Consider the following 18,923-nt stretch of genomic DNA (forward strand, 5'->3'; position numbering starts at 1 on the left):
AGAATGCACCAAAACGTTTCCCGTTGCAGCAATCGCGTGAAGACGCTGCAATCGCCGTTCAGCCGGGCGCCCAGACGTCGCAGTAGCAGGAGCTCGCCGCTTGCGCGGCGGGCTCCCGCTCAATCACCGCTCACGCATGAGCGTGGGGATGACGGAAGTCCCAGACAGCCCAGGCCGATGCCGCGACCACCAGCACGCCGAGAACGACATGCGTGGCCATGACATACGTGTCAGCCGCGAAATGTAGCAACCAGGGCGACACGATCAGCCAGAGCCCGAGGACGACGTTTACCCATTCTTCCCATTCGGCGAACACCGAAAGCGTCGCGAGCGCCAGCGCGCCGAGAAGAACGCCGACAATCCAGGCGTTCCACGCGGGCACCGTTGCCGCGGTGAATCCGATGACCCATGGTGAGATGAACAGGCAAATCGCCAGGATCAGGGTGATCCAGTCCTGGCTCTTTCTTGCTTCCATCAGTTTGCTTGGCATGACAACCTCCATAGATGAAGCTTGACCAAAGCAACTGTATCCGCGTGGACATTGCACGCTTAACGATTGATGTAATTACGTTTCTATCAGGCTGCAAGTGGCGGTCGGGCGGGCCCGGACTGCGCGTCGCCCGGCGTGGGACGGCAGAAATCCCGCCGCCTACCGCTCAGACGCTGAAGTCGGTGTCGCTCTCTGCCCCCAGCTGCGGAACGACGATTGCCTCGAGCGGCGCGTCGAGCGTCCATTTCACGCTGCCGGGCGAACGCTCGAGGCTTGAAGAACCGCTCAGCGACTGCGGCGCCACCCGCTGCAGCACCACGGTGCCAAAACCCTTGCGCTCACTCGTCTTCTGCTCAGCTCCAACGGCCGTCGCGCCGGATGTCTCGTGCCACAGAAGATGAAAGCGCCGCTGCGCTTGCGGGCCGGGCTCGACCTGCCAGGTGATTTCAATGCGGCCGCCTTCACCCGCCAGCGCGCCATATTTGGATGAGTTGGTGCCCAGTTCGTGGAAGGCCATGCCGAGATTCTGCACGGCGTTGGACTGCAGCGTCAGGAGCGGCCCGGAAAGCGAGATGCGCTCCTCATGGCCGAAAGGCTTCAGATGCTCCTGGATCAGGTCGAACAGGCTGGCGCCGGCCCATTCGGAGGTGACCAGGAGATCGTGCGAGCGCGACAGCGCCATGATGCGCGAACGGATCAGTTCCTCGAACTCGCCCGGATCGGTGGAGCGCTTGCTGGTTTCCCTGATCATCGACAGGATCACGGCGAACTGGTTCTTCACGCGATGGTTGACCTCGCGCATCAAGAGCCGGATGCGGCGCTCGCTTTCCTTGGCAGCGCTGATATCGCGGGCGATTGTCGAGGCGCCGATGATCTCGCCCGCGTTGTTCTTGATCGGCGAAATCGTCAGTGAAACGGTGATCAACGAGCCGTCCTTGCGCCTGCGCACCGTCTCGAAGCTCGGAATGCGCTCCCCCTTGCGGATGCGGCCGATGATCTCGGTTTCCTCGTCTTGCATATGCTCTGGGATCAGCATCAGGATCGACCGGCCGATGGCCTCTTCGGCGGTATAGCCGAACATGCGTTCGGCCGCGTGATTCCAGTCGGTGATCACGCTGCCCAGAGTCTTGCCGACGATGGCGTCGTAGGACGAATCGACGATCGCGGCCAAGCGCGCATCGGCATTCGGATCCTGTCGGAACGTCCCCCCGCGATTGGTCATGGACGGTAATTAGGGCCGGCCGAGGTCAAGGCAATCTGCCGCGAGCGAGCGTGCATTTGCTCAGGGTTTCGGGTCGCTGGAGCCATCTGCGGCCTTCCGATCCAGCGATATCACGCCGAAATCCTGCGACTTCGCGCCCAGACCAGCGGCCAGAAACCCATCGGATGCCAGCCCACGGCGCAAAAGCTCGCGCACGGCGGCCGAGCGGCTTGGCATGCGTTTTTCGAAACGCCAGTTTTCCAGCGCCGCCAATTCGTCGTCGGTCAGCATGATCTGCAGCCGTTGCGGCCGTTCAAGCTCAACCACTTCCGCCTCCATCCGAGCCGAATGCTGTGAGTTAGTATCTGCCTAACTGTGAGTAGAAATAGGAAACGGCCATAAGACGTCAAGATGGGATGATTTGCCGACCGGCAATGAAGCCAACGATGCTAAGGATGCGGTGAAACTGCGTTTGATATACTCTGATAACTAGCTGATTTATTTATTGTTTTTAAAATTTGTGTATTGCCAACCGCACTGCTCCAGCGCATGGTTGCAACAGAGGGATAGACCCCCGGGAAAGGAGGGTTTTCCAATGATGCGAGGATTTTCCAACCGGCTGCGCGACGACTCTCACTGCAAGGTCCAGCAGGCCCTGCGAATCGACGGCATCGTCAACATCATCCGGGTTGCGGAAGAAATCAGGCTCAAGAACCTCGCCGAGAACATCGCCCGCGAGGATATAGAAAGCTTGGTGATGCAAATCGCCCAACTTTACGGGGCGCCGATCGAGTTCGACGACCAGGCTTTGACGGCGCTCGACCTGCCGGAAGCCACGGGCGGCGACAACCGCAACGACCTCGAAAGGGCCCTGTGGGAGCACTCGCTGCCCGACGCGCGGCTCGATTTGCTGCAGCTCGACGAATAGCGGGCCGCCGCCGGCAGCAGCCCAGTGCCCCAACGCCGCTCAGTCCCTGGCGGCCAACTCGCCCAGAATGCCGAGCCCCGTCTCATACCGGTCCGGCGCAACGCCCGCCTGATGAGCTTGCCACAGATTGTCGCGCAGGTCGGCTATCTTAACCGGCAGGGCAAGCTCGTTCGAGGCGGCGCGGAAAATGAAGCCCTCCTCGCTCTCGTCCATGCGCCTGGTCAGCGCATCGACCGCCGCCACCACCGGCAGGCCGAAGCCGGCGCCGTGCAGCCGCTCGAGACTCCAACCCTCGCCTTTCTCGACCACGTCATGCAGATAGGCAACCGTCTTTTCGTCCAGCGTTTCGACCGCATCGGCAACCCGTCTCAGATGTTCGATGTAGGGTCTGCCGGTCTTGTCTTTCTGGCCTCGATGGGCCTGCTCGGCGATTTTGGCGGCCTGGTGAAGCATGGTTCTTCCGATCTCGTCACGATAAAGCCCGTCCCGGCGAGGGACGGCCGAGGCGGGCTTGCTCGGGTCGGAACCCGGTCGGATGACGCGCCTTCGGGGAACTGCGCGCCATCATGCATGCAAAAACCTCGGCACCGGCCTAATGTTCCAACGCTGCCGGATTTTTGAGGATGCGCCATCGTCAATCCGCGCCACCCGTTCCAGGCGGAATGCCAGCACCTGAGGGGCGTCGCTGAAACGGATTCGACGACACGCTTTAAGTCTTTTTTTGATGCTCGTCGTCCCAGAACTGCTGCGCACTTCTGGGCGACATGCATTAAAAAGAAGCCCGGACCAGGAGCCGGGCAAGAGAGGTCTTGGGAACATGCTGACCGGGGGTCACGTTCAGCGTTTGCTAATTTGGCGGTTCATTATGACGGCCAGATGAAGGCACATTCGTCCGTGTCGTTGTGCTCAGTGCCTGCCTCGACGCAGAAAGAGCTTTCGACAGGAACTTCGCGGTCGTGTTGCCGTTAGCCCTCCGTGTCCAACAGGAGGTCCGGCCATGGACTGGAACCGCGTCGAAGGCAATTGGAAGCAGGTGAAGGGCAAGGTGAAGGAAAAGTGGGGCAAGCTGACCGACGACGATCTCGACCGTATCGCCGGAAAGCGCGACCAGCTCGAAGGCATAATCCAGGAACGCTACGGCCTGGAGAAGGATCGCGTGCGCCGCGACATCGACGACTGGTACAGGATGCAGGGCTGGTAAAAGCCTCCCCGAAAACGGAGGGCGTTGCCTCGCGGCAGCGCCTTTTTGCGTAAGCCGGTCAAGCCCGCGCGATGGCGGCGAATGGCTCCGACGGGCTGCCATGGCCGAGTTCCGCCCGCGCCGACGGCGCGCTGGATTATCCGGGTCGGCTTGCCTTCGCGAGGCTCCTGGCGCGCCGCCTTGCGGCGGTTCCAGAAAGCGAATCAGCCTCGGATCTCATGGTCCGCCGCCGGCGAGACGCCCCGGATGTCAAATTGCGGAACGCATGAAACATGCGGCCGCCTCGACAGTTCCTACCGGAAGGAGTTGGCTCATGATCGACGATGGCGCCGAACCCGGCGACGGCAAAGCGGCTCAACCAGCGCAGGGCGATGTGGAATTGCTTGCCCGCCGCCTGGCAAAGGATACGGACATCTCGGAGGACGAAGCTCGCGAACTGATCAAGCTTATCGGCCCTGACTGGACTTCACTGGTGAGAGAGGCGAGGTTCCTCAAGGGACGGCACTGATCAACGGCTTGTCGAGATTTTCCCGCAGCCGGGGCGACCATCTCGGGAAGGGGTGAACCCAGCCCGGCCGCCACGGCGCCGCTCACGCCGCGCCCCTATTTGGCGGCGGCCTTCTTCTTCACCTTCTTTACCGGCTCCTCCACCGGCTCCTGCGCCAGCCTGGCCTTGCGAAGACGCGCCGTCTTGGCAACCCTGGCCGCCGCCTCGCTGTCGATGATGGCGCGCGCGGTTTTTGTAGTGGCCTCGTTCTTGGCGTCGCCTTTCGGCTTGAACACATTCGTATCAGCCATGTGCTACCTCGCTATGCAAATGAAAAAGGCCGGGCGAACCCGACCTTCCCTCAAAGCCCCAGCGCCTGTGCCGGTACATCCGTGGTCAAAGGCGCCGACGCATGGCTTAGGCTGCCTGGAGGTTCTCCGCGGCGCTCTTGCCGCTGCGAGCGTCCTTGACGACGTCAAAGCTTACCTTCTGGCCTTCGACGAGAGAACGCATCCCTGCGCGCTCCACGGCGGAGATGTGAACGAACACGTCCGGCTGGCCGCCGCCCTGTTCGATGAAGCCAAAGCCCTTAGTGGCGTTGAAAAACTTCACGGTTCCAGTAGTCATACGATTTCCTTTCAAATCGACGCAAATTACCGCCGCTTGGCCGAATGCCAAACGTCACGGTTTTCGAAATTGAGAGGGAAGATCGTCGGGCGCAAAGGCCCTGAAACAACGTTCGTTCAACAAGATCGATATCACACATATAGCGTTTAAACTGACTCCCGGCAAGACAACCCCCGATATATTTATGCAGGACCCTTTTCGGCACCCGACCGGATCCGCCCTCTGATGCGAAGGTGACGATGACGGCGGAACCGACGTCATCGCCGCCAGTTACTCACCATCTTCGTTAGCTCTTGCTTATCTACGCAAAACACCTGTCCGAGCCTGTCGTGCAAGTCGCTCCGATTATCCCTGGCCTCGGCTGCCATTGCGCTAGCGCTCGGCCGGGCATGGAAGAAGCAACGATGGCCGAAGTCGGTTCGCACATCGAGAGAGAACAAAGCAAAACGTCGGCGAAGGGACCTTTGCAACGGTTCCTGCGTATGATCGGCCCCGGTTTTATCACCGGCGCATCCGACGACGATCCCTCCGGTATCGGAACTTACAGCCAGGCCGGCGCGCAGCTCGGTTTCGATATCGGCTGGACCATGCTGTTCACCTTCCCGCTGATGGCGGCGATCCAGGAGATCGCCGCCCGCATCGGCCGCACCACGGGCAAGGGGATTTCCGGCAACCTCAGCAGACATTATCCCGCCTCGCTGCTCTACGTCGTGGTGGTGCTGCTTTCCGTCGCCAACGTCATCAATATCGGCGCCGACCTCAGCGCCATGGCGGACGCGTTGGAGCTGCTCATCGGCGGGCCGAGCCCGCTCTATGTGATCGCATTCGCGATCGTCTGTATCTGCGCGATCGTCTTTCTCGACTACACCCGCTACGTGGAAGTGCTCAAATGGACAACCTTGAGCCTCTTCGCCTACGTCATTGCCATGTTCGCCACGAATGTAGCCTGGGCCGACGCGGCCAAAGGCTTGCTTGTTCCGCACATTGAATGGAATGGCGCTTTCTTCACCACGCTGCTCGCGATCCTCGGCACGACGATCTCGCCTTATCTGTTCTTCTGGCAGGCCTCGCAGGAGGTCGAGGAGGAGGAACTCAAGCCAAGCGCCAAGCCGCTGCGATGGGCGCCGTGGCAAGCTTCCAAGGCATTCCGGCGAATACGCGCCGATACGCTGGTCGGAATGGCGTTTTCGAATTTGATAGGCGTCGCGATCATCTTCACCACGGCCGCCACGCTTCACAAGGCGGGGGTGACGGACATTGCTTCGTCCACCGACGCGGCCAGGGCTCTGGAGCCGGCCGCCGGAAAGTTCGCCTTCATCATTTTCTCGATGGGAATTATCGGCACCGGGCTCCTGGCTGTGCCGGTGCTGGCGGGGTCAGCGGCTTTCGCCGTCGGCGAAGCCCTGCACTGGACGGTGGGGCTGCAGCGCAAGCCGAAGGAAGCGTTGGCGTTTTACGTCACACTCGCCGCCGCGACCGCTCTTGGCACCGGGATCATGTTTACCCCGATCGACCCGATCAAGACGCTTTACTGGAGCGCCGTCATCAACGGCATATGCGCCGTTCCCGTGCTGATCGTCATGATGCGGATGGCCGGCCGCAAGGACATCATGGGTGAATTCCCGGTTCAGGGTTGGCTGCGCGCGCTGGGATGGCTGACGACAATGACAATGGCAGCCTCGTCGGTGGGCCTCATCGCGCAGTGGTTTGTGTGAATCCCGGGCAGGGAAAAGCGGTCTTTCAGATGCGACAGGCGGCGATTCATGCGTCGGTCCGGCCAACTGGCTGGCCGCGGCGGTGCTTCGTCGCCGTCAATAACAATTGATGCTTTTAGCGGTGTCGCCGCATGTATTTCTTTCTGGAACAAGTTTGATCAGGCCGTGTTGGTGATGATCCAACCCCCACCAGGAGATTCAGAATGGCGACGACGAAAGCGGCCTCGAACAAGGGCCTCAACGAACTTTTCCATGACACGCTGAAGGATATCTATTTCGCCGAGAAGAAAATCCTGACGACGCTGCCCAAAATGGCAAAGGCGGCGCAGGACGGTGCCCTGAAAATGGCCTTCGAGAAGCATCGCGACCAGACGGAGGAACATGTCGCCCGTCTCGAGGAAGTGTTCGAGGTGATCGACAAGAAACCGGCGGGCAAGACTTGTGCCGCCATCATGGGCATCACCGAGGAAGGTGCCGAGATCATGGACGAGTACAAGGGCTCGCCCTCGCTCGACGCCGGCCTGCTGGCTGCCGCCCAAGCCGTCGAGCATTACGAGATCTCTCGCTACGGCACGCTCAGGACCTGGGCGCAGGAACTCGGCCTGACGGAGGCCGTCACCTTGCTGGACAAGACGCTGAACGAAGAAAAGGAAACGGACGCCGCGCTCAGCCAGCTTGCCGAATCCGCGGTCAACGTCGCGGCTGAAGCCGCATAGCGGACGATCCGCTGACGGCCGCCGAGCCCCGGCAGCTTGCCAGGGCTCGTCGCCACATTGCAGGTCTAATCGAACGGCGGCGGCCGCTGCCGCGCCACCAACGATCTTAGCTGTTTGTTGGACCGATAATTCGTCGTGGATGGCAAAATTGGCACGCCGGTTCTTGCAGCGACCCGGGCCTCTTGACGGTCAAGATCTACAAACCCATATCGCCGCTGAGCTTGGGCCGCTGTCGGTACCAAGCCGTTGCCTGAACTCAATTGTTCGTTCGATTGGAGGACGTTATGAACGATCGCATGTTCGACAGCCCTGTTTTCGTGAAGAGCGGAGACAGCCTCATCCAGGAAATCGCGTGCCTGGAAGATGCCCTGGAATTTCTCTACGCGTGGCCCAAGAACAGGCGCGGGACCATCTTTGAAACGGCCCTTCGTGCCTGCCAGCGGGCATTCGACAGCGGCTATCCGCTGACTGCCGCCAGAGATGCCTTTAGCGGTTTCGCAAGGTCGGTCAAAATTCTCGAGGACGTGAGTATCCCCTTGCCATGGATGACCGGCAAAGGCGGCCGCGGCGGCGGACTGACTGCTTGAAAGTTTCGCGGCTATGGGAGTTCGCGATGCTTTCCAAACCTTTCGAGAAACCCCTTCGCGTTTGGGTCGGACTGGGCTTTCCCCGGCAACTGAACACCGTCGTCGATGCCTATCAGTTCGCGACCGACTGGTGCGGCAATAGCCCGGAGCAGAAAGCGGCTATCCGTGCCTGCAAGGCAGCTTTGGTCGGCGACGTCGACGCGGAAACCGCGCGAGGCGTTTTCGCCGCGTTCGCGCGCAAGAAGGATATCCTTGTCGAGGACGGACCAATCCCCCCCGCGATAGAAAAAGCTCGGCCGTCAGATCACCGATGACGATCGGGGCGCGCGCCGCGACAGCTGTCGGGGCGCCTCACAGCGTGCGGCGTGTCATCCGGTCCGCCCCTTGGCACCGGATCGTTGCCTCGAATGAACGCCCACCAGTCGCGGGAATGGTGGGCGTTCAAACAGTTGACGATGAAGGGACTCAAATATCCGTCAAACCGTCCCCCAACCACCAACGGCGGGCTAAGGTTTCACTGCTTGGACCAAAGCGGCGCTGCGTGCGACTTCAGTCCCAAGTGAGTGGTATGCTGCGGCCGGCCAGCCTGCCTTCCCGGTTTCCAGCAAGTGCCTCATGCCGCCACCGTCGTGGAGGAACATCGGCTAAATGGAACCTCGATCCTGATTGTCTGTTCATTGGAAGGCGGGCCAACATGACCAGATCGTCGCTTCATCTTCTCAAGGGTACAGGGTATCTGATTTCCACAGTGAGCGTGGCGCTGCTGGCGATCGTCAGTTGGGACGGCGCCTCGAAAAGTCCGTTGCTGATTGCTTGTCTGCTCGGCGGAGCCGCTACCTCGGTTGTCGGCATGTTCTGCCGCTGGCTGTCCTACGAAATCGAGAAACGGCAGGAAGAACGGCGGTAAGGCCCGCGCCTGGCGACGAGGTCGTGTCAGCCTGAGCGGCGCAAGACCCGCGTGACAAGCAGAGTGATCAGGCTGCCGAGGACAATCCATAGAACGATCCCGCCGCCGGATGCACGAGGCGCCGCCGCGCCGACACTTGCACCAGCGTCGGCCGGCGTCGTCGTCCCGGGTTTGGCTACTTTTTCGATATGGTGCGACGCAGCCCGGTCGGTTGCAATCGCAACGACCGGCGCGAGGTCGCGCCGGCTGCCGCGCCGTACCGAATAGGCGCGGGTAATCTCGGCGCCGAAAAGAAAAATCTGTGCCGAATAATAGACCCAGACCAGCACGACCATCAGTGCGCCCGCCGCGCCGTAGGAGGTAGCGATGGCGCTGGTGCCGATGTACCAGCCGATCAGCGATTTGCCGATGGTGAAGAGCAGCGCCGTGACCGCCGCGCCGATGCCGACATCGCGCCATTTGAGCGTGCGGTCCGGCAGGACCTTGTAGATCGCAGCGAAGAGCAGCGCGATCAGCACAAAAGAGACGATCGTGTTGACGCCGCTGACGATCACGCCACCGAACGGCAGGCGCCGGTTGATCAATTCGCTCAGCGCCGAGATCGCCGTGCTTGCCGCGAGCGATACCAGCAGCAGGAAGCCAAGCGCCGCGACGAGACCGAGGCTCGCCGCCCTCGCCCGCACCAGGCGCGACAGCGACACGCCGTCGGGCTTCACCTTCCATATCTCGTTGAGCGACTGCTGCATTTCGCCGAAGACGCCCGAGGCGGTGACGAAAAGCGTGACCAGTCCGATGAGCGTGGCAAGCGTGCTTGACCAGCGCTGTGCCGCGCTCTCGATCGTTGCCTTCAGGAGGTCGGCACTTTGCGGCCCCATCACGCCCGATATCTCGGCCGAGAGCGCCAGTTGCGCGGCGTCATTGCCGATGACGAAGCCGGCAATCGCCACGACAATGAGGAGGATCGGCGCCAGCGAGGTCGTGGCATAGAAAGCGATTGCCGCTCCGTGGCTCAGGGCATTGTTGGCGATGTAGCCAGCGACACTCTCCCGCAAGAGCAGCCAGCCTTCACGAACCCAGCCCGGCATCGTCGCCTCATCTGTTTTGGACCTGCCCTTTGCCGCCAGGTCCGGCTGACGCGGTTCGCAAATCACAATCCCATGCCGGCACAATGGTTCCCAATGGGCGTGGGCACCGACGCCGGATCGCTAAAAACGGCCGCGTATTTGCAATCGGAAACAATGGATTTATATTTAGCTGACTAAGTGATTCATGGCGCGGTGAACCGATGGCCAAGAAGAAGCACAGACGGTCGGCTTGCACTGTTTCGGCAGCTTCCGACGCCGAGATCCTCGAAGCGGCTTATTTTGCCCGCAAATGCGGCCTCACGCGTGAGGAGGCATTGCAGATGATACGCGAGGCCCACAACCTGCCGGCCGTCAGGGCGGCCGAAGGCGAGAAGCGCAAGCATTGAACCCTTGTTGTAGAAGACGGGCCTCATTGGCCGGTCTGCGGCGGAATTTCGCCCGGCTTGATCACCGGCATGTCGCTGCCTGTCGGGGGCGGCGGCGTCGCATTCTTGTCGCCGGTGGGCGGCGGCTTCAGCACGCCGCCGCAATTGCCGAGTTTTTTCGACAGTTCATCGGTGTCGGCCTGCTGCTTCTGTTTCTGCTGCTGGTCGTTGGCGTCGGGCTTGGCCTGGCAGTTCTGCGCCTGCTGGTCGTTCGGCTGGACGGCATTCTGGGCCACCGCCGGCAGAGCCTGGACCAGGGTGACGGCTGCAATGAGAAGCGCTTTTTTCATGAGATCCTCCTCATGGGTGTCAGTAACCCCCGATGATCGGCAGGATTTCGCCGGTGATGTAGCTCGAGCATTGCGGCGAGGCCAGGAACACATAGGCCGGCGCGATCTCTTCCGGCTGGGCGGGCCGCTTCATCGGCGTCTTGGCGCCGAACTGCGAGACGTCTTCCGCTTGTTTCTCGGATGGGTTGAGCGGCGTCCAGACCGGACCCGGCGCCACCGCATTGACGCGGATGCCCTTCGAGATGAGGTTGCCGGAGAGAGCGCGGGTGAAGGCGTGAATGCCGCCCTTGGTCATCGAGTAGTCGACCAGTTCCTTCGAACCCTCGATGCCGGTGACCGAACCGGTGTTGATGATCGCCGAACCCGGCGTCATGTGCGGCACGGCTTCCTGAGCCATATGGAAATAGCCGTAGAGATTGGTCTTCAGCGTGGTGTCGAAATGCTCTTCGGTCAGATCGGCGAAATCGGCCGAGTGGATTTGAAAGGCGGCATTGTTGACCAGCACGTCGAGCTTGCCGAAGGCCTTGAGCGTTTCCGCCACCGCCTTGTGGCAGAAGGCGCGTTTGGCGACGTCGCCGCGCAAGGTGATGCAGCGCCTGCCCTCCGCCTCGATCGCATGCTTCGTCGCCTCGGCATCGCGGTCCTCGCTGAGATAGGCGATGGCGACATCGGCACCCTCGCGTGCGAACAGCACTGCCACAGCGCGGCCGATGCCGGAATCGCCGCCGGTGATCAGCGCGACCTTGTCCTTGAGCTTGCCCGATCCTCGCCAGAAGGGCGCATCATAAAGCGGCGCGGGCTCGATCGCCCATTCCTCGCCGGGCTTGGGATGATGCTGCCTGGGGAAAGGCGGCGTGGGGTATTTGCGCGCGCCGGCCTGCATGGCGCCCGGCGCTTCCGGCTTCGGCTTGCCGCGGTCCGTGGCATCGACCTTGCGCTGCACGCCGCGCTGCCTATTCGCGGTCTTCGCCGTGTCTGTCTTCTTGGCGGTCGCTGATTTCCTGGCCGTGTCGGTTTTCGTTCGGCTGCCGGTCGGCATGGTGGTCTCCTTTCGGAGGACAACGCATGCCAACGGAAAAGGTTGGCCCTTGGATCGCAGCACCTCGCCGAGATGCCTGCGCGTACATCAAAGTTAAATGCGGCTGCCCGGCCGCGGTGCTAACGCTTGGTCACTGGGGGACTCTTCAGGAGGAGTCCACATGGACGTTCGAACTCTCATCGGCAGTCCGTCGGCCGCAATGCTGCGCCGGCGCGCGGCAGCGCCGCCAGTCCCCGTCAGGGTGATCCGCGCTTCGCTGGCCGAGGTGCCGCTCAGGCCGCGCCCACGTCCGCCGCACCGCCCGGCGCCGCCAGCCCGGCCCGCGAGCCATATGTAGCCTCGGATTTGCAGCCTCGGACCAGCCGGCCGGATGCAACCGACTGCCGAAGTCATCGTTTATGGCCATCCGCAATTTTTACGGTGAAACATGAAATCCACGCGTACGAACAGCCCGCTTTTTATTCTCGCCGCCGCCATGATTACGGCCGCGCCGTTTGTCGGTCTTGCCTGGCGCACGCGCGAATGGTTCGGATGGTGAAGGACCGATGAGCCGTTTTCTGCCCCTCACCATACGCTTCGTCAGCGGTGGCACGATGGTGGTCACCACCGTCGCCGAGGCCAAGAAGGCGCTCGGAGGCGCATGGAAGAACAAGGAGGCGCCAGCCTATCTCAAAGCGGCCCGGCTGGTGGACGACGCGATTGCCGGCACCTGCCGTCCGGCCATCGCCTTTGCGGCCTTCAAGAAGGTCGCCGCGCAGCAGGGCCTGCTGAGGCCTGCCCAGCCGAGTGCCGCCCTTACCATGCTGGATGAGCTGTGGTCGCGATCCAAGACCCCGCGCAGCTAAAGCGCGTCGCGATCTTTCAGATTCGCTCCATGCGCTTTAGCGTCTTGATTTTACGCATGTCTTTATCCCGAAACCGGTTCCCACTTTCGGGAGACATGCTTTAGATGCCTATCTCGGCTCGCGGGTCATGCTGAGATAGGTTGGATCGAATTCGGCGATCGCAACCAGCCGCTCCCAGTCGAGGATCGTGATCATATGGTTCGTCCAGTTGACCACGTTCATGCGGCGCAGCGTGCCGATGACCCGGTTCATATGGACGACGGAGAGGCCGAGCACGTCGGCGAGCTCGGCCTGCGACAGCGGCAGATGGAAGCTCATCTCGCGCGTCTTTTTCACCACCTGCAGCCTGACGAACAGCTCGCATATCAAATGCGCGAGATGAGAGGTCTTGGAGCGGCGTCCCATGGCCACGATCCATTCGCGATGGATGGCGCCGTCGACCAGCGTGTTCAGCCACAACAGCCGGGTAAGGTGCGGCGCCTGCTCGGTAATCGTCTTGAGCTTGCTATGCTCCGCTGCGGCGACATGGCAGGGAGATAGCGCGACGATGCCATGGTCCATCGTCTTCAGCAAAAACGCATGAAGGTCGACGAAATCGCCCGCGACCTGCAGCGAGGTGAACTGGCGGCCGCCGTGCTCCAACACCTTGTAGCGGGCGGCAAACCCGTCGATGATGAGCGTGCTGTAGATCGGCCGCGTGCCTTCCGTGACGATATGCTCGCCAGCGGCGAGGTATCTTTCCAGCGACATGGCGCCGGCGAGCAGCGCCTTCTCTTCTTCTGACAGGACGTCATGCTGGCCGAGGTTGAGGTAAAGCGATTCCAGCATCCGCGGTTCTCCATGCGCAACAGCTAACGCCGCAGGGCCGGGCCGGTTGCAGACGGCCGCGCAGCAAGGGCCGGCGCGCCGCGGATTTCCCTGAAGATCAACCGCTTGGAACCATGATCGGGGCCAGGGATTGAACTTGCCAAACGCCCGGAGTGCTTCATCGATGGAACGCTACTATTTCGACCTCCATAACGCCGAGCATGGCCAGGTTGACGAGCACGGGCAGCTTTTTGCCAACCGCGAGCGTGCCCGTCTTGAGGCGTTGCGCATCCTGCACGACATTGCCCGCGACGAGGCGCCCGGGACCGAACAGTTGAAGATCACCGTGAAGCTGCGCACCGCGAAGGAGCAGATCTTCGAGGCGTCGCTGACGCTGGACTCGGCCTGGAAGTGAGGCCTTTGCCCTCAGCATCGCATCCCGCCGGAGGCAAGCATGTTTGCCGATTTTGACACATTGGAAATAGACACCGGCGAGGCGCGTATCTTCGCCCGCCATGGCGGCAGCGGGCCCGGCCTGCTCCTGCTGCACGGCTTTCCCGAGACGCATGCGATGTGGCGCGACGTTGCGCCCAGCCTGGCGCGGGATTTCAGCGTCGTCTGTGCCGATCTGCGCGGTTATGGGCAAAGCTCCTGCCCGCCGTCGGCCGCCGACCATGCGCCCTACGGCAAGCGCGCCATGGCCGCCGACATGGCCGCGCTCATGGAGGACCTCGGCTTCCGACGTTTCCTGGTCGCCGGCCATGATCGCGGCGGGCGCGTCGCCTACCGGCTGGCGCTCGATCATCCGGAACGCGTCGAGAAGCTCGCCGTGCTCGACATCGTCCCTACCGCCGAGGTCTGGGACCGGGCCGATGCCAGGCTGGCGCTAGGCTTTTGGCCGTGGTCGCTACTGGCGCAGCCCGAGCCGCTGCCGGAGACGATATTGGCGGCGACGGCCGAAGCAATCGTCGACAATGCGCTTTCCGGCTGGGGATCCGCAGCCGACGCGTTCCCGCCCGGCGTGCGGCAGGCTTATGTCGATGCGCTGCGCGATCCGGCGCATATCCACGCCATCTGCGAAGAGTATCGCGCGGCGGCTTCGCTCGACCGGCTGCACGACCAAGCGGACCGCGAGGCCGGCCGGCGTATATCCTGCCCCGTGCTGGCGCTGTGGAGCGAGCATGGCGCGCTGGCCGAATGGTATCGGGACGAAGACGGACCGCTGGGCATATGGCGGAACTGGGCCGACGATGCCAGCGGCGGGGCGATGCCCGGCGGCCACTTCTTTCCGGAGGAATCGCCGATCGAAACGGCGGCCACGCTCGACGCCTTCTTTTCCGGAAGATAGAGACCTCTCCGGCAGATGGCGCCGGCCGGCCAAGCGGCCGGTCGGCCTGGCTCACATCAGCATCAGCCAGAGCAACGGCAGGGCCGCCAGGCCGATCGCCATTGCGATGAGCGCGGTATGGCCGAGACGCTCGGCGCGCCTGGCAACGTCGGCGACCTCGTTCTCGTCGTTGATGATGTCGAGGAACGAAAGATCGGCAAGGGTGGTACGCTGGTTGTCGTTGGCAGGCAGGCTTTCGGTATCCTGCCGAACGGGCTTTGCAGAGATATAGGTCAAAACGTCGTCTCGCTCCGAAGCCGACTGCGCGGCCTTCTTGTTTATGAATATCGGTGCCCGCCGGAATTGCGCGGGGCTGACCGGCGGGCACCATGATAGCCGGCGATGGAGGGGGCTTTCTCGTCGGCCGCTCACCAATTCGCAAAAAGAGATTTGGTTGCACAGGCCAGCCCAATGCGCTGGCCGGATCGGACTTCAGTCTGACGAGTCACAAAATGTTTCGACCGGAACATCGGTTGCGGGCGCCTGTTCCCCTTACTCAGGGATGTTGGACGCATCCTTGAATTCACCCTCAAGAAAAATCCGAACCAACGGAGAATTCGACATGGCCAATCAAGGCGGAACCCACGAACAGCACGTCAAGGCCGGCCAGCAGAGTCACAAGAACCGCGAAGGCCAGCATCGCGGCAGCGGGCAGCAGCAGGCCGAGGACCGCGACATGGGCCAGCGGAGCGCCGGCCAGCATCGAGGTGGCAGCGGCAACTTCGCCGAAGACCGCCGGCGCGCCTCCGAGGCTGGTCGCAAGGGCGGTCAGCACTGAGTTTCAAAATGGCGTTCGCAAAACGCGGGCGCCATTTTGGTGTCCCGCGACTTCCAGATGTCCCGCGACTTCCAGCCGGGATGGAACCTCTTTCCCCTCCTCCAGTTCCCTTAAGGGCCGGCCGCCTCAAGCGAAGCCGTCGCCGCAGGACGTTACATGGAGGCACCGATGTCCTTGCGTACACTTCATCCCGAACGCGTCGATGAGACCCGGGTACAGGCGTATTCGACCTTCGGTCCGTTGCTGATCCATTCGCTGGCGCAGAAACTGGCGCACTACCAAGGCATGCGCGAACTGGACAAGCTCGAACAATCGCTGGTGCGGCTGGTCGAGGAGACCGACGTCGCCGCGCCGCACGGCGAGGAGATGAAGGAATTCGCCGTCGAACTCGTCGTGTCGACGCTGCGCAATGTGCGCGAGCATCCCGACGCCAAGCAAGATTTGGAAGAGATCGACGGACGCCGCGCCGAAGGGCGTTCGGAGGACCCGGATACGCTGGAGGAGCAGTTGCAGTCCGGCCTTGAGGATTCCTTTCCGGCAAGCGATCCGCCGGCCGTGGTCTCGACCGCGATCACCGGCGGCTCGAAGGACATCGTCGGCACCGACGAGGTGCTGCGCCGCAAGAAGCAAGCACGGCGCAGGCAAACAGCGAACTGATACGGCGGAAATCGAAGGAGGCCTGCGATGACCCAGGCGAACGACAATATACCGAACCGGCCGGGCGCCGCCGATGCGCCGGCGACCGGCAATCTGCCGACCAAAGGCGGCGACGATCCCGATGTGCGCTTCCTGGCGGAGCACACCGATCTTTCGCCGAAGCAGGCGCGGGAGTTGATCCGCGAGCACGGGCACGACCGCGACAAGCTGCTCGAGATCGCACGGACCATGAAGGCGGAGGGCTGACCCTCCCCACAGATCGAAAGCGAGGCAGACCATGAGCAAGGAACCACATCCGGGACGGCCCGGAACAACCGAGCAGTGGCCGCGCTGGGAGGGTCCGAAGGGCAACCGCCCGCCGGGCTATCTGAAGCCTAAGGACGATCCCGACACGAACCGCGACGCGGCCGGCGAGAACAACGAGGATCCGGAACGGTCCGATCTCGGCGACGTCGCCAAGAAGAAAGGTTCCTGAGGGCGATTTCACTCAGCGCAACAAGGAGCAAGCAAATGCCACGTGGCGATAAATCGAAATACACCGACAAGCAGGAACGCAAGGCCGACCATATCGCCGAAGGCTACGAGAAGCGCGGCGTGTCCGAAAAGGAAGCCGAGCGGCGCGCCTGGGCGACCGTCAACAAGGACGACGCCGGGGGCAAGAAGGAAGGCGGCTCCGGCCGCGGCAAGCACACCGGCAATCCGGCCGCGCACAAGGGCGGCAGGACGGGTGGCAAGGCGTCGGGCGAGCGATCCGCGGCCGCGCGCTCCGCTTCCGCGAAGAAGGCAGCGGCCACGCGCAAGCGCAACGCTGAGCACCACGCCCATCATTGAGGAACTTCCCCTTCTCCCCTTGTGGGAGAAGGTGGATCGGCGCGCAGCGCCGAGACGGATGAGGGGTGTTCCAGCGGAGCGAGACGCCGGCTTTCCCTGGAACACCCCTCATCCGGCCGTTTCGCGGCCACCGCCCGGCCCTTCGCAGGCTCAGGGCGTTCGAAGCTCGAAAAGCCAAGCAATTGGCTTTCCATCCGCTCACGCGGACCGCTTCTCACCCCACAAGGGGAGAAGGAGAATGCCCCCTACAGCGGCATCTCCGAGGTCTGCTTGATCGTCTGGCTTGGCACATCCGTCTTGACGTTCTGCACGCCCTTGATGCGGCTCAGATGCTCCGACTGGAAGCGGCGGTAGTCGTCGATGCCGGCCGCCACGATCCGCACCATCGCGTCGCAGTCGCCCAGCATCAGATAGCACTCCATCACTTCGGGGAATTTCGCCACCTCGGCGGCGAAATGCTCGATCGTGTCCTCGTCCTGCTGCTTCAGCCAGATGCGGGTGAAGAAGGTCTGGCCGCGGCCGATCTTGGCCGGGTTGAGAACCGCGACGTAGCGGTCGATGACGCCGGCCTCCTCCAGCAACTTGACGCGCCGCAGGCAAGGCGACGGCGAGAGGCCGACTTCCTTGGCCAGATCGTTATTGGCCATGCGCCCGTCGCGCTGCAAGGCGCGCAGGATGCGCCTGTCGATCTCATCCAGCTTCATAGTGCCAGAGTCCAATCTTTTGCTCTAATTCGCCATTCAATGCTAAATTTTGGCAGAAACGGGGCATCTTCGCAACCCGATTGCGAGGCAATTCGGCTATAGTGCCCCACCGATAGCAACCCACAACCGAGCGGGAGAACGGCGGCCGCGAGGCCAGCCGAAAGCAAAGCCATGAGCGTTTCCGAGATCGCCCTCGCCGAGGGTCAAAGCACCGATGGACGCGGCGGCGAGTTCCGGCGCGGGCTCGCCGCTTCGACGCCGGTGCTGCTCGGCATCATCCCTTACGCGCTGGTGCTCGGCGCGCAGGCCGCGCAGAAGGGCCTGAGCGTGGCCGAGGTGCCGCTGATGACCGGCCTCAATTTCGCCGGTGGCTCCGAGTTCGCCGCGATCCAGCTCTGGACTTCGCCGCCGCATATCCTGTTGATCGCCGCCATCACCTTTCTGGTCAACAGCCGGCATTTCCTGATGGGCGCCGCACTTGCGCCGTTCATCAACCATCTGCCGAAGCGGCAGGTTTTTCCGGCGCTGTTCCTGATGTGCGACGAGAGCTGGGCCGTAGGCCTTGCGGATGCGCGGCGGCGCGCCGACGCCGGCATGCGGCCGGCCTTCAGCCCGGCCTTTTATTTGGGCGCCGCCCTGCCCTTCTACCTCGCCTGGGTGGCGTTCACGACCTGCGGCGCGGCACTCGGTCCGGTGCTCGGCGACGTCGAGACATACGGTTTTGCCTTGGCTTTCCCGGCTGTGTTCCTGGTGTTGCTTCGGGGCATGTGGACGGGCTTTGCCGCGGCGCGGCCCTGGCTGGTCAGCCTGGTGGTGGCGGCGCTCACCTCTCTCGTCATGCCCGGCGCCTGGTATGTGGCGGCCGGTGCGCTGTCCGGCCTGGTGGCCGCGTGGTTCCCGGCAGGTGAGAGATGATCGATCCGATGACCGTGCTCGCCATCCTGGCGATGGCCGGCGTGACGTATCTCACCCGCATCGGCGGCTATGTGGTGCTGAGGAACCGCGCGCTCGGCCCACGCGCCACGGCGGTGATGGAAGCCGCGCCCGGCTGCGTGCTGATCTCGGTGATCGCGCCGGATTTCGTCTCGAAGAATCCGGCCGATCTGGCGGCGCTTGTAATCACGGTGATTGCCGCGACACGGCTGTCGATGCTGCCGACAGTGGTGATCGGGGTGGCTTCGGCGGGCGTGCTGAGGTGGCTGATGGGTGGCTGATC

At 62.7% G+C, this 18,923-nt stretch carries 29 protein-coding genes and 2 pseudogenes; 19 read left to right on the forward strand and 12 right to left on the reverse strand.

Annotated features, from left to right (window positions below):
• Positions 1-130: 130 nt before the first annotated feature.
• The 3 genes from FJW05_RS10645 to FJW05_RS10655 form a co-directional block, all read right to left on the reverse strand.
• Positions 131-490: an SPW repeat protein gene (locus tag FJW05_RS10645; RefSeq protein WP_095768502.1), complete on the reverse strand. Its 360-nt coding sequence runs from the start codon at positions 488-490 to the stop codon at positions 131-133.
• Between the two features lie 166 nt (positions 491-656).
• Positions 657-1,661, reverse strand: a complete 1,005-nt coding sequence (locus FJW05_RS10650) for a PAS domain S-box protein (protein WP_246673341.1) — start codon at positions 1,659-1,661, stop codon at positions 657-659.
• Between the two features lie 111 nt (positions 1,662-1,772).
• Complete coding sequence (locus FJW05_RS10655; RefSeq protein WP_140632036.1) at positions 1,773-2,018, reverse strand: hypothetical protein; 246 nt, start codon at positions 2,016-2,018, stop codon at positions 1,773-1,775.
• A 268-nt stretch (positions 2,019-2,286) separates the two neighbouring features.
• On the opposite strand from FJW05_RS10655, the gene FJW05_RS10660 reads away from it, so the two are divergent.
• Positions 2,287-2,619, forward strand: coding sequence for a hypothetical protein (locus tag FJW05_RS10660; RefSeq protein WP_140631342.1), 333 nt, complete (start codon positions 2,287-2,289; stop codon positions 2,617-2,619).
• Positions 2,620-2,658: 39 nt separating this feature from the next.
• Here the strand turns inward: FJW05_RS10660 and FJW05_RS10665 are convergent, their stop codons facing one another.
• Positions 2,659-3,072 carry an HD domain-containing protein gene (locus FJW05_RS10665; RefSeq protein ID WP_140543024.1) on the reverse strand — a complete coding sequence of 138 codons (414 nt, stop codon included), beginning with the start codon at positions 3,070-3,072 and terminating at the stop codon, positions 2,659-2,661.
• Between the two features lie 544 nt (positions 3,073-3,616).
• Here FJW05_RS10665 and FJW05_RS10670 point away from each other — a divergent pair.
• Entirely contained in the window at positions 3,617-3,820 is a 204-nt protein-coding gene (locus FJW05_RS10670) for a CsbD family protein (protein ID WP_140543025.1), read from the forward strand.
• Positions 3,821-4,133: 313 nt separating this feature from the next.
• Entirely contained in the window at positions 4,134-4,328 is a 195-nt protein-coding gene (locus FJW05_RS10675; RefSeq protein WP_140631345.1) for a hypothetical protein, read from the forward strand.
• Positions 4,329-4,423: 95 nt separating this feature from the next.
• Here FJW05_RS10675 and FJW05_RS10680 read toward each other — a convergent pair whose 3' ends face one another.
• Both FJW05_RS10680 and FJW05_RS10685 read right to left on the reverse strand, forming a co-directional pair.
• The gene (locus FJW05_RS10680; protein ID WP_140543027.1) at positions 4,424-4,618 is read right to left on the reverse strand and encodes a hypothetical protein; all 195 of its coding nucleotides are present in this window, start codon (positions 4,616-4,618) and stop codon (positions 4,424-4,426) included.
• A 106-nt stretch (positions 4,619-4,724) separates the two neighbouring features.
• A complete protein-coding gene (locus FJW05_RS10685) occupies positions 4,725-4,934 on the reverse strand; it encodes a cold-shock protein (RefSeq protein ID WP_095768399.1) in 210 nt (69 codons plus the stop codon).
• Positions 4,935-5,338: 404 nt separating this feature from the next.
• Between FJW05_RS10685 and FJW05_RS10690 the strand changes: the two genes are divergently transcribed.
• The 5 genes from FJW05_RS10690 (at position 5,339) to FJW05_RS10710 (ending at position 8,859) form a co-directional block, all read left to right on the forward strand.
• Positions 5,339-6,649, forward strand: coding sequence for an Nramp family divalent metal transporter (locus tag FJW05_RS10690; RefSeq protein ID WP_140631348.1), 1,311 nt, complete (start codon positions 5,339-5,341; stop codon positions 6,647-6,649).
• A 203-nt stretch (positions 6,650-6,852) separates the two neighbouring features.
• Positions 6,853-7,365, forward strand: a complete 513-nt coding sequence (locus FJW05_RS10695) for a ferritin-like domain-containing protein (protein ID WP_140631351.1) — start codon at positions 6,853-6,855, stop codon at positions 7,363-7,365.
• A 284-nt stretch (positions 7,366-7,649) separates the two neighbouring features.
• Positions 7,650-7,952, forward strand: a complete 303-nt coding sequence (locus FJW05_RS10700) for a DUF982 domain-containing protein (RefSeq protein ID WP_140631353.1) — start codon at positions 7,650-7,652, stop codon at positions 7,950-7,952.
• Between the two features lie 26 nt (positions 7,953-7,978).
• Positions 7,979-8,266 (forward strand): DUF982 domain-containing protein, encoded by a 288-nt coding sequence (locus tag FJW05_RS10705; protein WP_140543077.1) that lies wholly within the window; start codon positions 7,979-7,981, stop codon positions 8,264-8,266.
• A gap of 380 nt (positions 8,267-8,646) precedes the next feature.
• A complete protein-coding gene (locus tag FJW05_RS10710; protein ID WP_140631356.1) occupies positions 8,647-8,859 on the forward strand; it encodes a hypothetical protein in 213 nt (70 codons plus the stop codon).
• A 26-nt stretch (positions 8,860-8,885) separates the two neighbouring features.
• Here the strand turns inward: FJW05_RS10710 and FJW05_RS10715 are convergent, their stop codons facing one another.
• A complete protein-coding gene (locus tag FJW05_RS10715; RefSeq protein WP_140631359.1) occupies positions 8,886-9,944 on the reverse strand; it encodes a YihY/virulence factor BrkB family protein in 1,059 nt (352 codons plus the stop codon).
• A gap of 200 nt (positions 9,945-10,144) precedes the next feature.
• Here FJW05_RS10715 and FJW05_RS10720 point away from each other — a divergent pair, with 200 nt between their 5' ends.
• Positions 10,145-10,330 carry a hypothetical protein gene (locus FJW05_RS10720; RefSeq protein ID WP_140543033.1) on the forward strand — a complete coding sequence of 62 codons (186 nt, stop codon included), beginning with the start codon at positions 10,145-10,147 and terminating at the stop codon, positions 10,328-10,330.
• Between the two features lie 23 nt (positions 10,331-10,353).
• Here FJW05_RS10720 and FJW05_RS10725 read toward each other — a convergent pair whose 3' ends face one another.
• Both FJW05_RS10725 and FJW05_RS10730 read right to left on the reverse strand, forming a co-directional pair.
• Positions 10,354-10,659, reverse strand: a complete 306-nt coding sequence (locus FJW05_RS10725; RefSeq protein ID WP_140543034.1) for a hypothetical protein — start codon at positions 10,657-10,659, stop codon at positions 10,354-10,356.
• Positions 10,660-10,678: 19 nt separating this feature from the next.
• Complete coding sequence (locus FJW05_RS10730; protein ID WP_140631361.1) at positions 10,679-11,698, reverse strand: SDR family oxidoreductase; 1,020 nt, start codon at positions 11,696-11,698, stop codon at positions 10,679-10,681.
• A gap of 545 nt (positions 11,699-12,243) precedes the next feature.
• Between FJW05_RS10730 and FJW05_RS10735 the strand changes: the two genes are divergently transcribed.
• Positions 12,244-12,543 (forward strand): DUF982 domain-containing protein, encoded by a 300-nt coding sequence (locus FJW05_RS10735; RefSeq protein ID WP_140543036.1) that lies wholly within the window; start codon positions 12,244-12,246, stop codon positions 12,541-12,543.
• 108 nt (positions 12,544-12,651) lie between these two features.
• Here the strand turns inward: FJW05_RS10735 and FJW05_RS10740 are convergent, their stop codons facing one another.
• A complete protein-coding gene (locus tag FJW05_RS10740) occupies positions 12,652-13,371 on the reverse strand; it encodes a Crp/Fnr family transcriptional regulator (RefSeq protein ID WP_140631364.1) in 720 nt (239 codons plus the stop codon).
• 163 nt (positions 13,372-13,534) lie between these two features.
• On the opposite strand from FJW05_RS10740, the gene FJW05_RS10745 reads away from it, so the two are divergent.
• The gene (locus FJW05_RS10745) at positions 13,535-13,765 is read left to right on the forward strand and encodes a hypothetical protein (protein ID WP_140543038.1); all 231 of its coding nucleotides are present in this window, start codon (positions 13,535-13,537) and stop codon (positions 13,763-13,765) included.
• Between the two features lie 39 nt (positions 13,766-13,804).
• Positions 13,805-14,698: an alpha/beta hydrolase gene (locus FJW05_RS10750; protein ID WP_140631368.1), complete on the forward strand. Its 894-nt coding sequence runs from the start codon at positions 13,805-13,807 to the stop codon at positions 14,696-14,698.
• Positions 14,699-14,749: 51 nt separating this feature from the next.
• Here the strand turns inward: FJW05_RS10750 and FJW05_RS10755 are convergent, their stop codons facing one another.
• A complete protein-coding gene (locus tag FJW05_RS10755; RefSeq protein ID WP_140631372.1) occupies positions 14,750-14,974 on the reverse strand; it encodes a hypothetical protein in 225 nt (74 codons plus the stop codon).
• Between the two features lie 439 nt (positions 14,975-15,413).
• Between FJW05_RS10755 and FJW05_RS27385 the strand changes: the two are divergent.
• The 5 genes and pseudogenes from FJW05_RS27385 to FJW05_RS10780 form a co-directional block, all read left to right on the forward strand.
• A pseudogene (locus FJW05_RS27385) lies at positions 15,414-15,512 on the forward strand (KGG domain-containing protein); the annotation flags it as partial.
• A 462-nt stretch (positions 15,513-15,974) separates the two neighbouring features.
• Positions 15,975-16,172, forward strand: a pseudogene (locus FJW05_RS27705) (hypothetical protein); the annotation flags it as partial.
• A 27-nt stretch (positions 16,173-16,199) separates the two neighbouring features.
• Positions 16,200-16,418 carry a hypothetical protein gene (locus FJW05_RS10770; protein WP_140631380.1) on the forward strand — a complete coding sequence of 73 codons (219 nt, stop codon included), beginning with the start codon at positions 16,200-16,202 and terminating at the stop codon, positions 16,416-16,418.
• 31 nt (positions 16,419-16,449) lie between these two features.
• Complete coding sequence (locus FJW05_RS10775) at positions 16,450-16,647, forward strand: hypothetical protein (RefSeq protein ID WP_140631383.1); 198 nt, start codon at positions 16,450-16,452, stop codon at positions 16,645-16,647.
• 35 nt (positions 16,648-16,682) lie between these two features.
• Positions 16,683-17,003, forward strand: a complete 321-nt coding sequence (locus FJW05_RS10780; protein ID WP_140631386.1) for a plasmid stabilization protein — start codon at positions 16,683-16,685, stop codon at positions 17,001-17,003.
• Positions 17,004-17,248: 245 nt separating this feature from the next.
• Here FJW05_RS10780 and FJW05_RS10785 read toward each other — a convergent pair whose 3' ends face one another.
• Positions 17,249-17,707 carry an Lrp/AsnC family transcriptional regulator gene (locus FJW05_RS10785; protein ID WP_040981044.1) on the reverse strand — a complete coding sequence of 153 codons (459 nt, stop codon included), beginning with the start codon at positions 17,705-17,707 and terminating at the stop codon, positions 17,249-17,251.
• Positions 17,708-17,878: 171 nt separating this feature from the next.
• On the opposite strand from FJW05_RS10785, the gene FJW05_RS10790 reads away from it, so the two are divergent.
• Both FJW05_RS10790 and FJW05_RS10795 read left to right on the forward strand, forming a co-directional pair.
• Entirely contained in the window at positions 17,879-18,622 is a 744-nt protein-coding gene (locus tag FJW05_RS10790; RefSeq protein ID WP_140631388.1) for an AzlC family ABC transporter permease, read from the forward strand.
• Positions 18,619-18,921, forward strand: coding sequence for an AzlD family protein (locus FJW05_RS10795; RefSeq protein WP_140631392.1), 303 nt, complete (start codon positions 18,619-18,621; stop codon positions 18,919-18,921). The genes FJW05_RS10790 and FJW05_RS10795 overlap by 4 nt, the downstream gene beginning before the upstream one ends.
• Positions 18,922-18,923: the final 2 nt, after the last annotated feature.

This window comes from Mesorhizobium sp. B2-9-1 (assembly GCF_006439455.1).
Classification (GTDB): Bacteria; Pseudomonadota; Alphaproteobacteria; order Rhizobiales; family Rhizobiaceae; genus Mesorhizobium.

Coding starts and splice junctions, on each gene's coding strand:
- FJW05_RS10790 (WP_140631388.1), top strand. CDS start 17,879: ATGAGCGTTTCCGAGATCGCCCTCGCCGAGGGTCAAAGCACCGATGGA.
- FJW05_RS10785 (WP_040981044.1), bottom strand. CDS start 17,707: ATGAAGCTGGATGAGATCGACAGGCGCATCCTGCGCGCCTTGCAGCGC.
- FJW05_RS10645 (WP_095768502.1), bottom strand. CDS start 490: ATGCCAAGCAAACTGATGGAAGCAAGAAAGAGCCAGGACTGGATCACC.
- FJW05_RS10780 (WP_140631386.1), top strand. CDS start 16,683: ATGCCACGTGGCGATAAATCGAAATACACCGACAAGCAGGAACGCAAG.
- FJW05_RS10735 (WP_140543036.1), top strand. CDS start 12,244: ATGAGCCGTTTTCTGCCCCTCACCATACGCTTCGTCAGCGGTGGCACG.
- FJW05_RS10775 (WP_140631383.1), top strand. CDS start 16,450: ATGAGCAAGGAACCACATCCGGGACGGCCCGGAACAACCGAGCAGTGG.
- FJW05_RS10720 (WP_140543033.1), top strand. CDS start 10,145: ATGGCCAAGAAGAAGCACAGACGGTCGGCTTGCACTGTTTCGGCAGCT.
- FJW05_RS10685 (WP_095768399.1), bottom strand. CDS start 4,934: ATGACTACTGGAACCGTGAAGTTTTTCAACGCCACTAAGGGCTTTGGC.
- FJW05_RS10740 (WP_140631364.1), bottom strand. CDS start 13,371: ATGCTGGAATCGCTTTACCTCAACCTCGGCCAGCATGACGTCCTGTCA.
- FJW05_RS10675 (WP_140631345.1), top strand. CDS start 4,134: ATGATCGACGATGGCGCCGAACCCGGCGACGGCAAAGCGGCTCAACCA.
- FJW05_RS10710 (WP_140631356.1), top strand. CDS start 8,647: ATGACCAGATCGTCGCTTCATCTTCTCAAGGGTACAGGGTATCTGATT.
- FJW05_RS10745 (WP_140543038.1), top strand. CDS start 13,535: ATGGAACGCTACTATTTCGACCTCCATAACGCCGAGCATGGCCAGGTT.
- FJW05_RS10680 (WP_140543027.1), bottom strand. CDS start 4,618: ATGGCTGATACGAATGTGTTCAAGCCGAAAGGCGACGCCAAGAACGAG.
- FJW05_RS10670 (WP_140543025.1), top strand. CDS start 3,617: ATGGACTGGAACCGCGTCGAAGGCAATTGGAAGCAGGTGAAGGGCAAG.
- FJW05_RS10705 (WP_140543077.1), top strand. CDS start 7,979: ATGCTTTCCAAACCTTTCGAGAAACCCCTTCGCGTTTGGGTCGGACTG.
- FJW05_RS10750 (WP_140631368.1), top strand. CDS start 13,805: ATGTTTGCCGATTTTGACACATTGGAAATAGACACCGGCGAGGCGCGT.
- FJW05_RS10665 (WP_140543024.1), bottom strand. CDS start 3,072: ATGCTTCACCAGGCCGCCAAAATCGCCGAGCAGGCCCATCGAGGCCAG.
- FJW05_RS10690 (WP_140631348.1), top strand. CDS start 5,339: ATGGCCGAAGTCGGTTCGCACATCGAGAGAGAACAAAGCAAAACGTCG.
- FJW05_RS10715 (WP_140631359.1), bottom strand. CDS start 9,944: ATGCCGGGCTGGGTTCGTGAAGGCTGGCTGCTCTTGCGGGAGAGTGTC.
- FJW05_RS10725 (WP_140543034.1), bottom strand. CDS start 10,659: ATGAAAAAAGCGCTTCTCATTGCAGCCGTCACCCTGGTCCAGGCTCTG.
- FJW05_RS10730 (WP_140631361.1), bottom strand. CDS start 11,698: ATGCCGACCGGCAGCCGAACGAAAACCGACACGGCCAGGAAATCAGCG.
- FJW05_RS10695 (WP_140631351.1), top strand. CDS start 6,853: ATGGCGACGACGAAAGCGGCCTCGAACAAGGGCCTCAACGAACTTTTC.
- FJW05_RS10795 (WP_140631392.1), top strand. CDS start 18,619: ATGATCGATCCGATGACCGTGCTCGCCATCCTGGCGATGGCCGGCGTG.
- FJW05_RS10700 (WP_140631353.1), top strand. CDS start 7,650: ATGAACGATCGCATGTTCGACAGCCCTGTTTTCGTGAAGAGCGGAGAC.
- FJW05_RS10660 (WP_140631342.1), top strand. CDS start 2,287: ATGATGCGAGGATTTTCCAACCGGCTGCGCGACGACTCTCACTGCAAG.
- FJW05_RS10770 (WP_140631380.1), top strand. CDS start 16,200: ATGACCCAGGCGAACGACAATATACCGAACCGGCCGGGCGCCGCCGAT.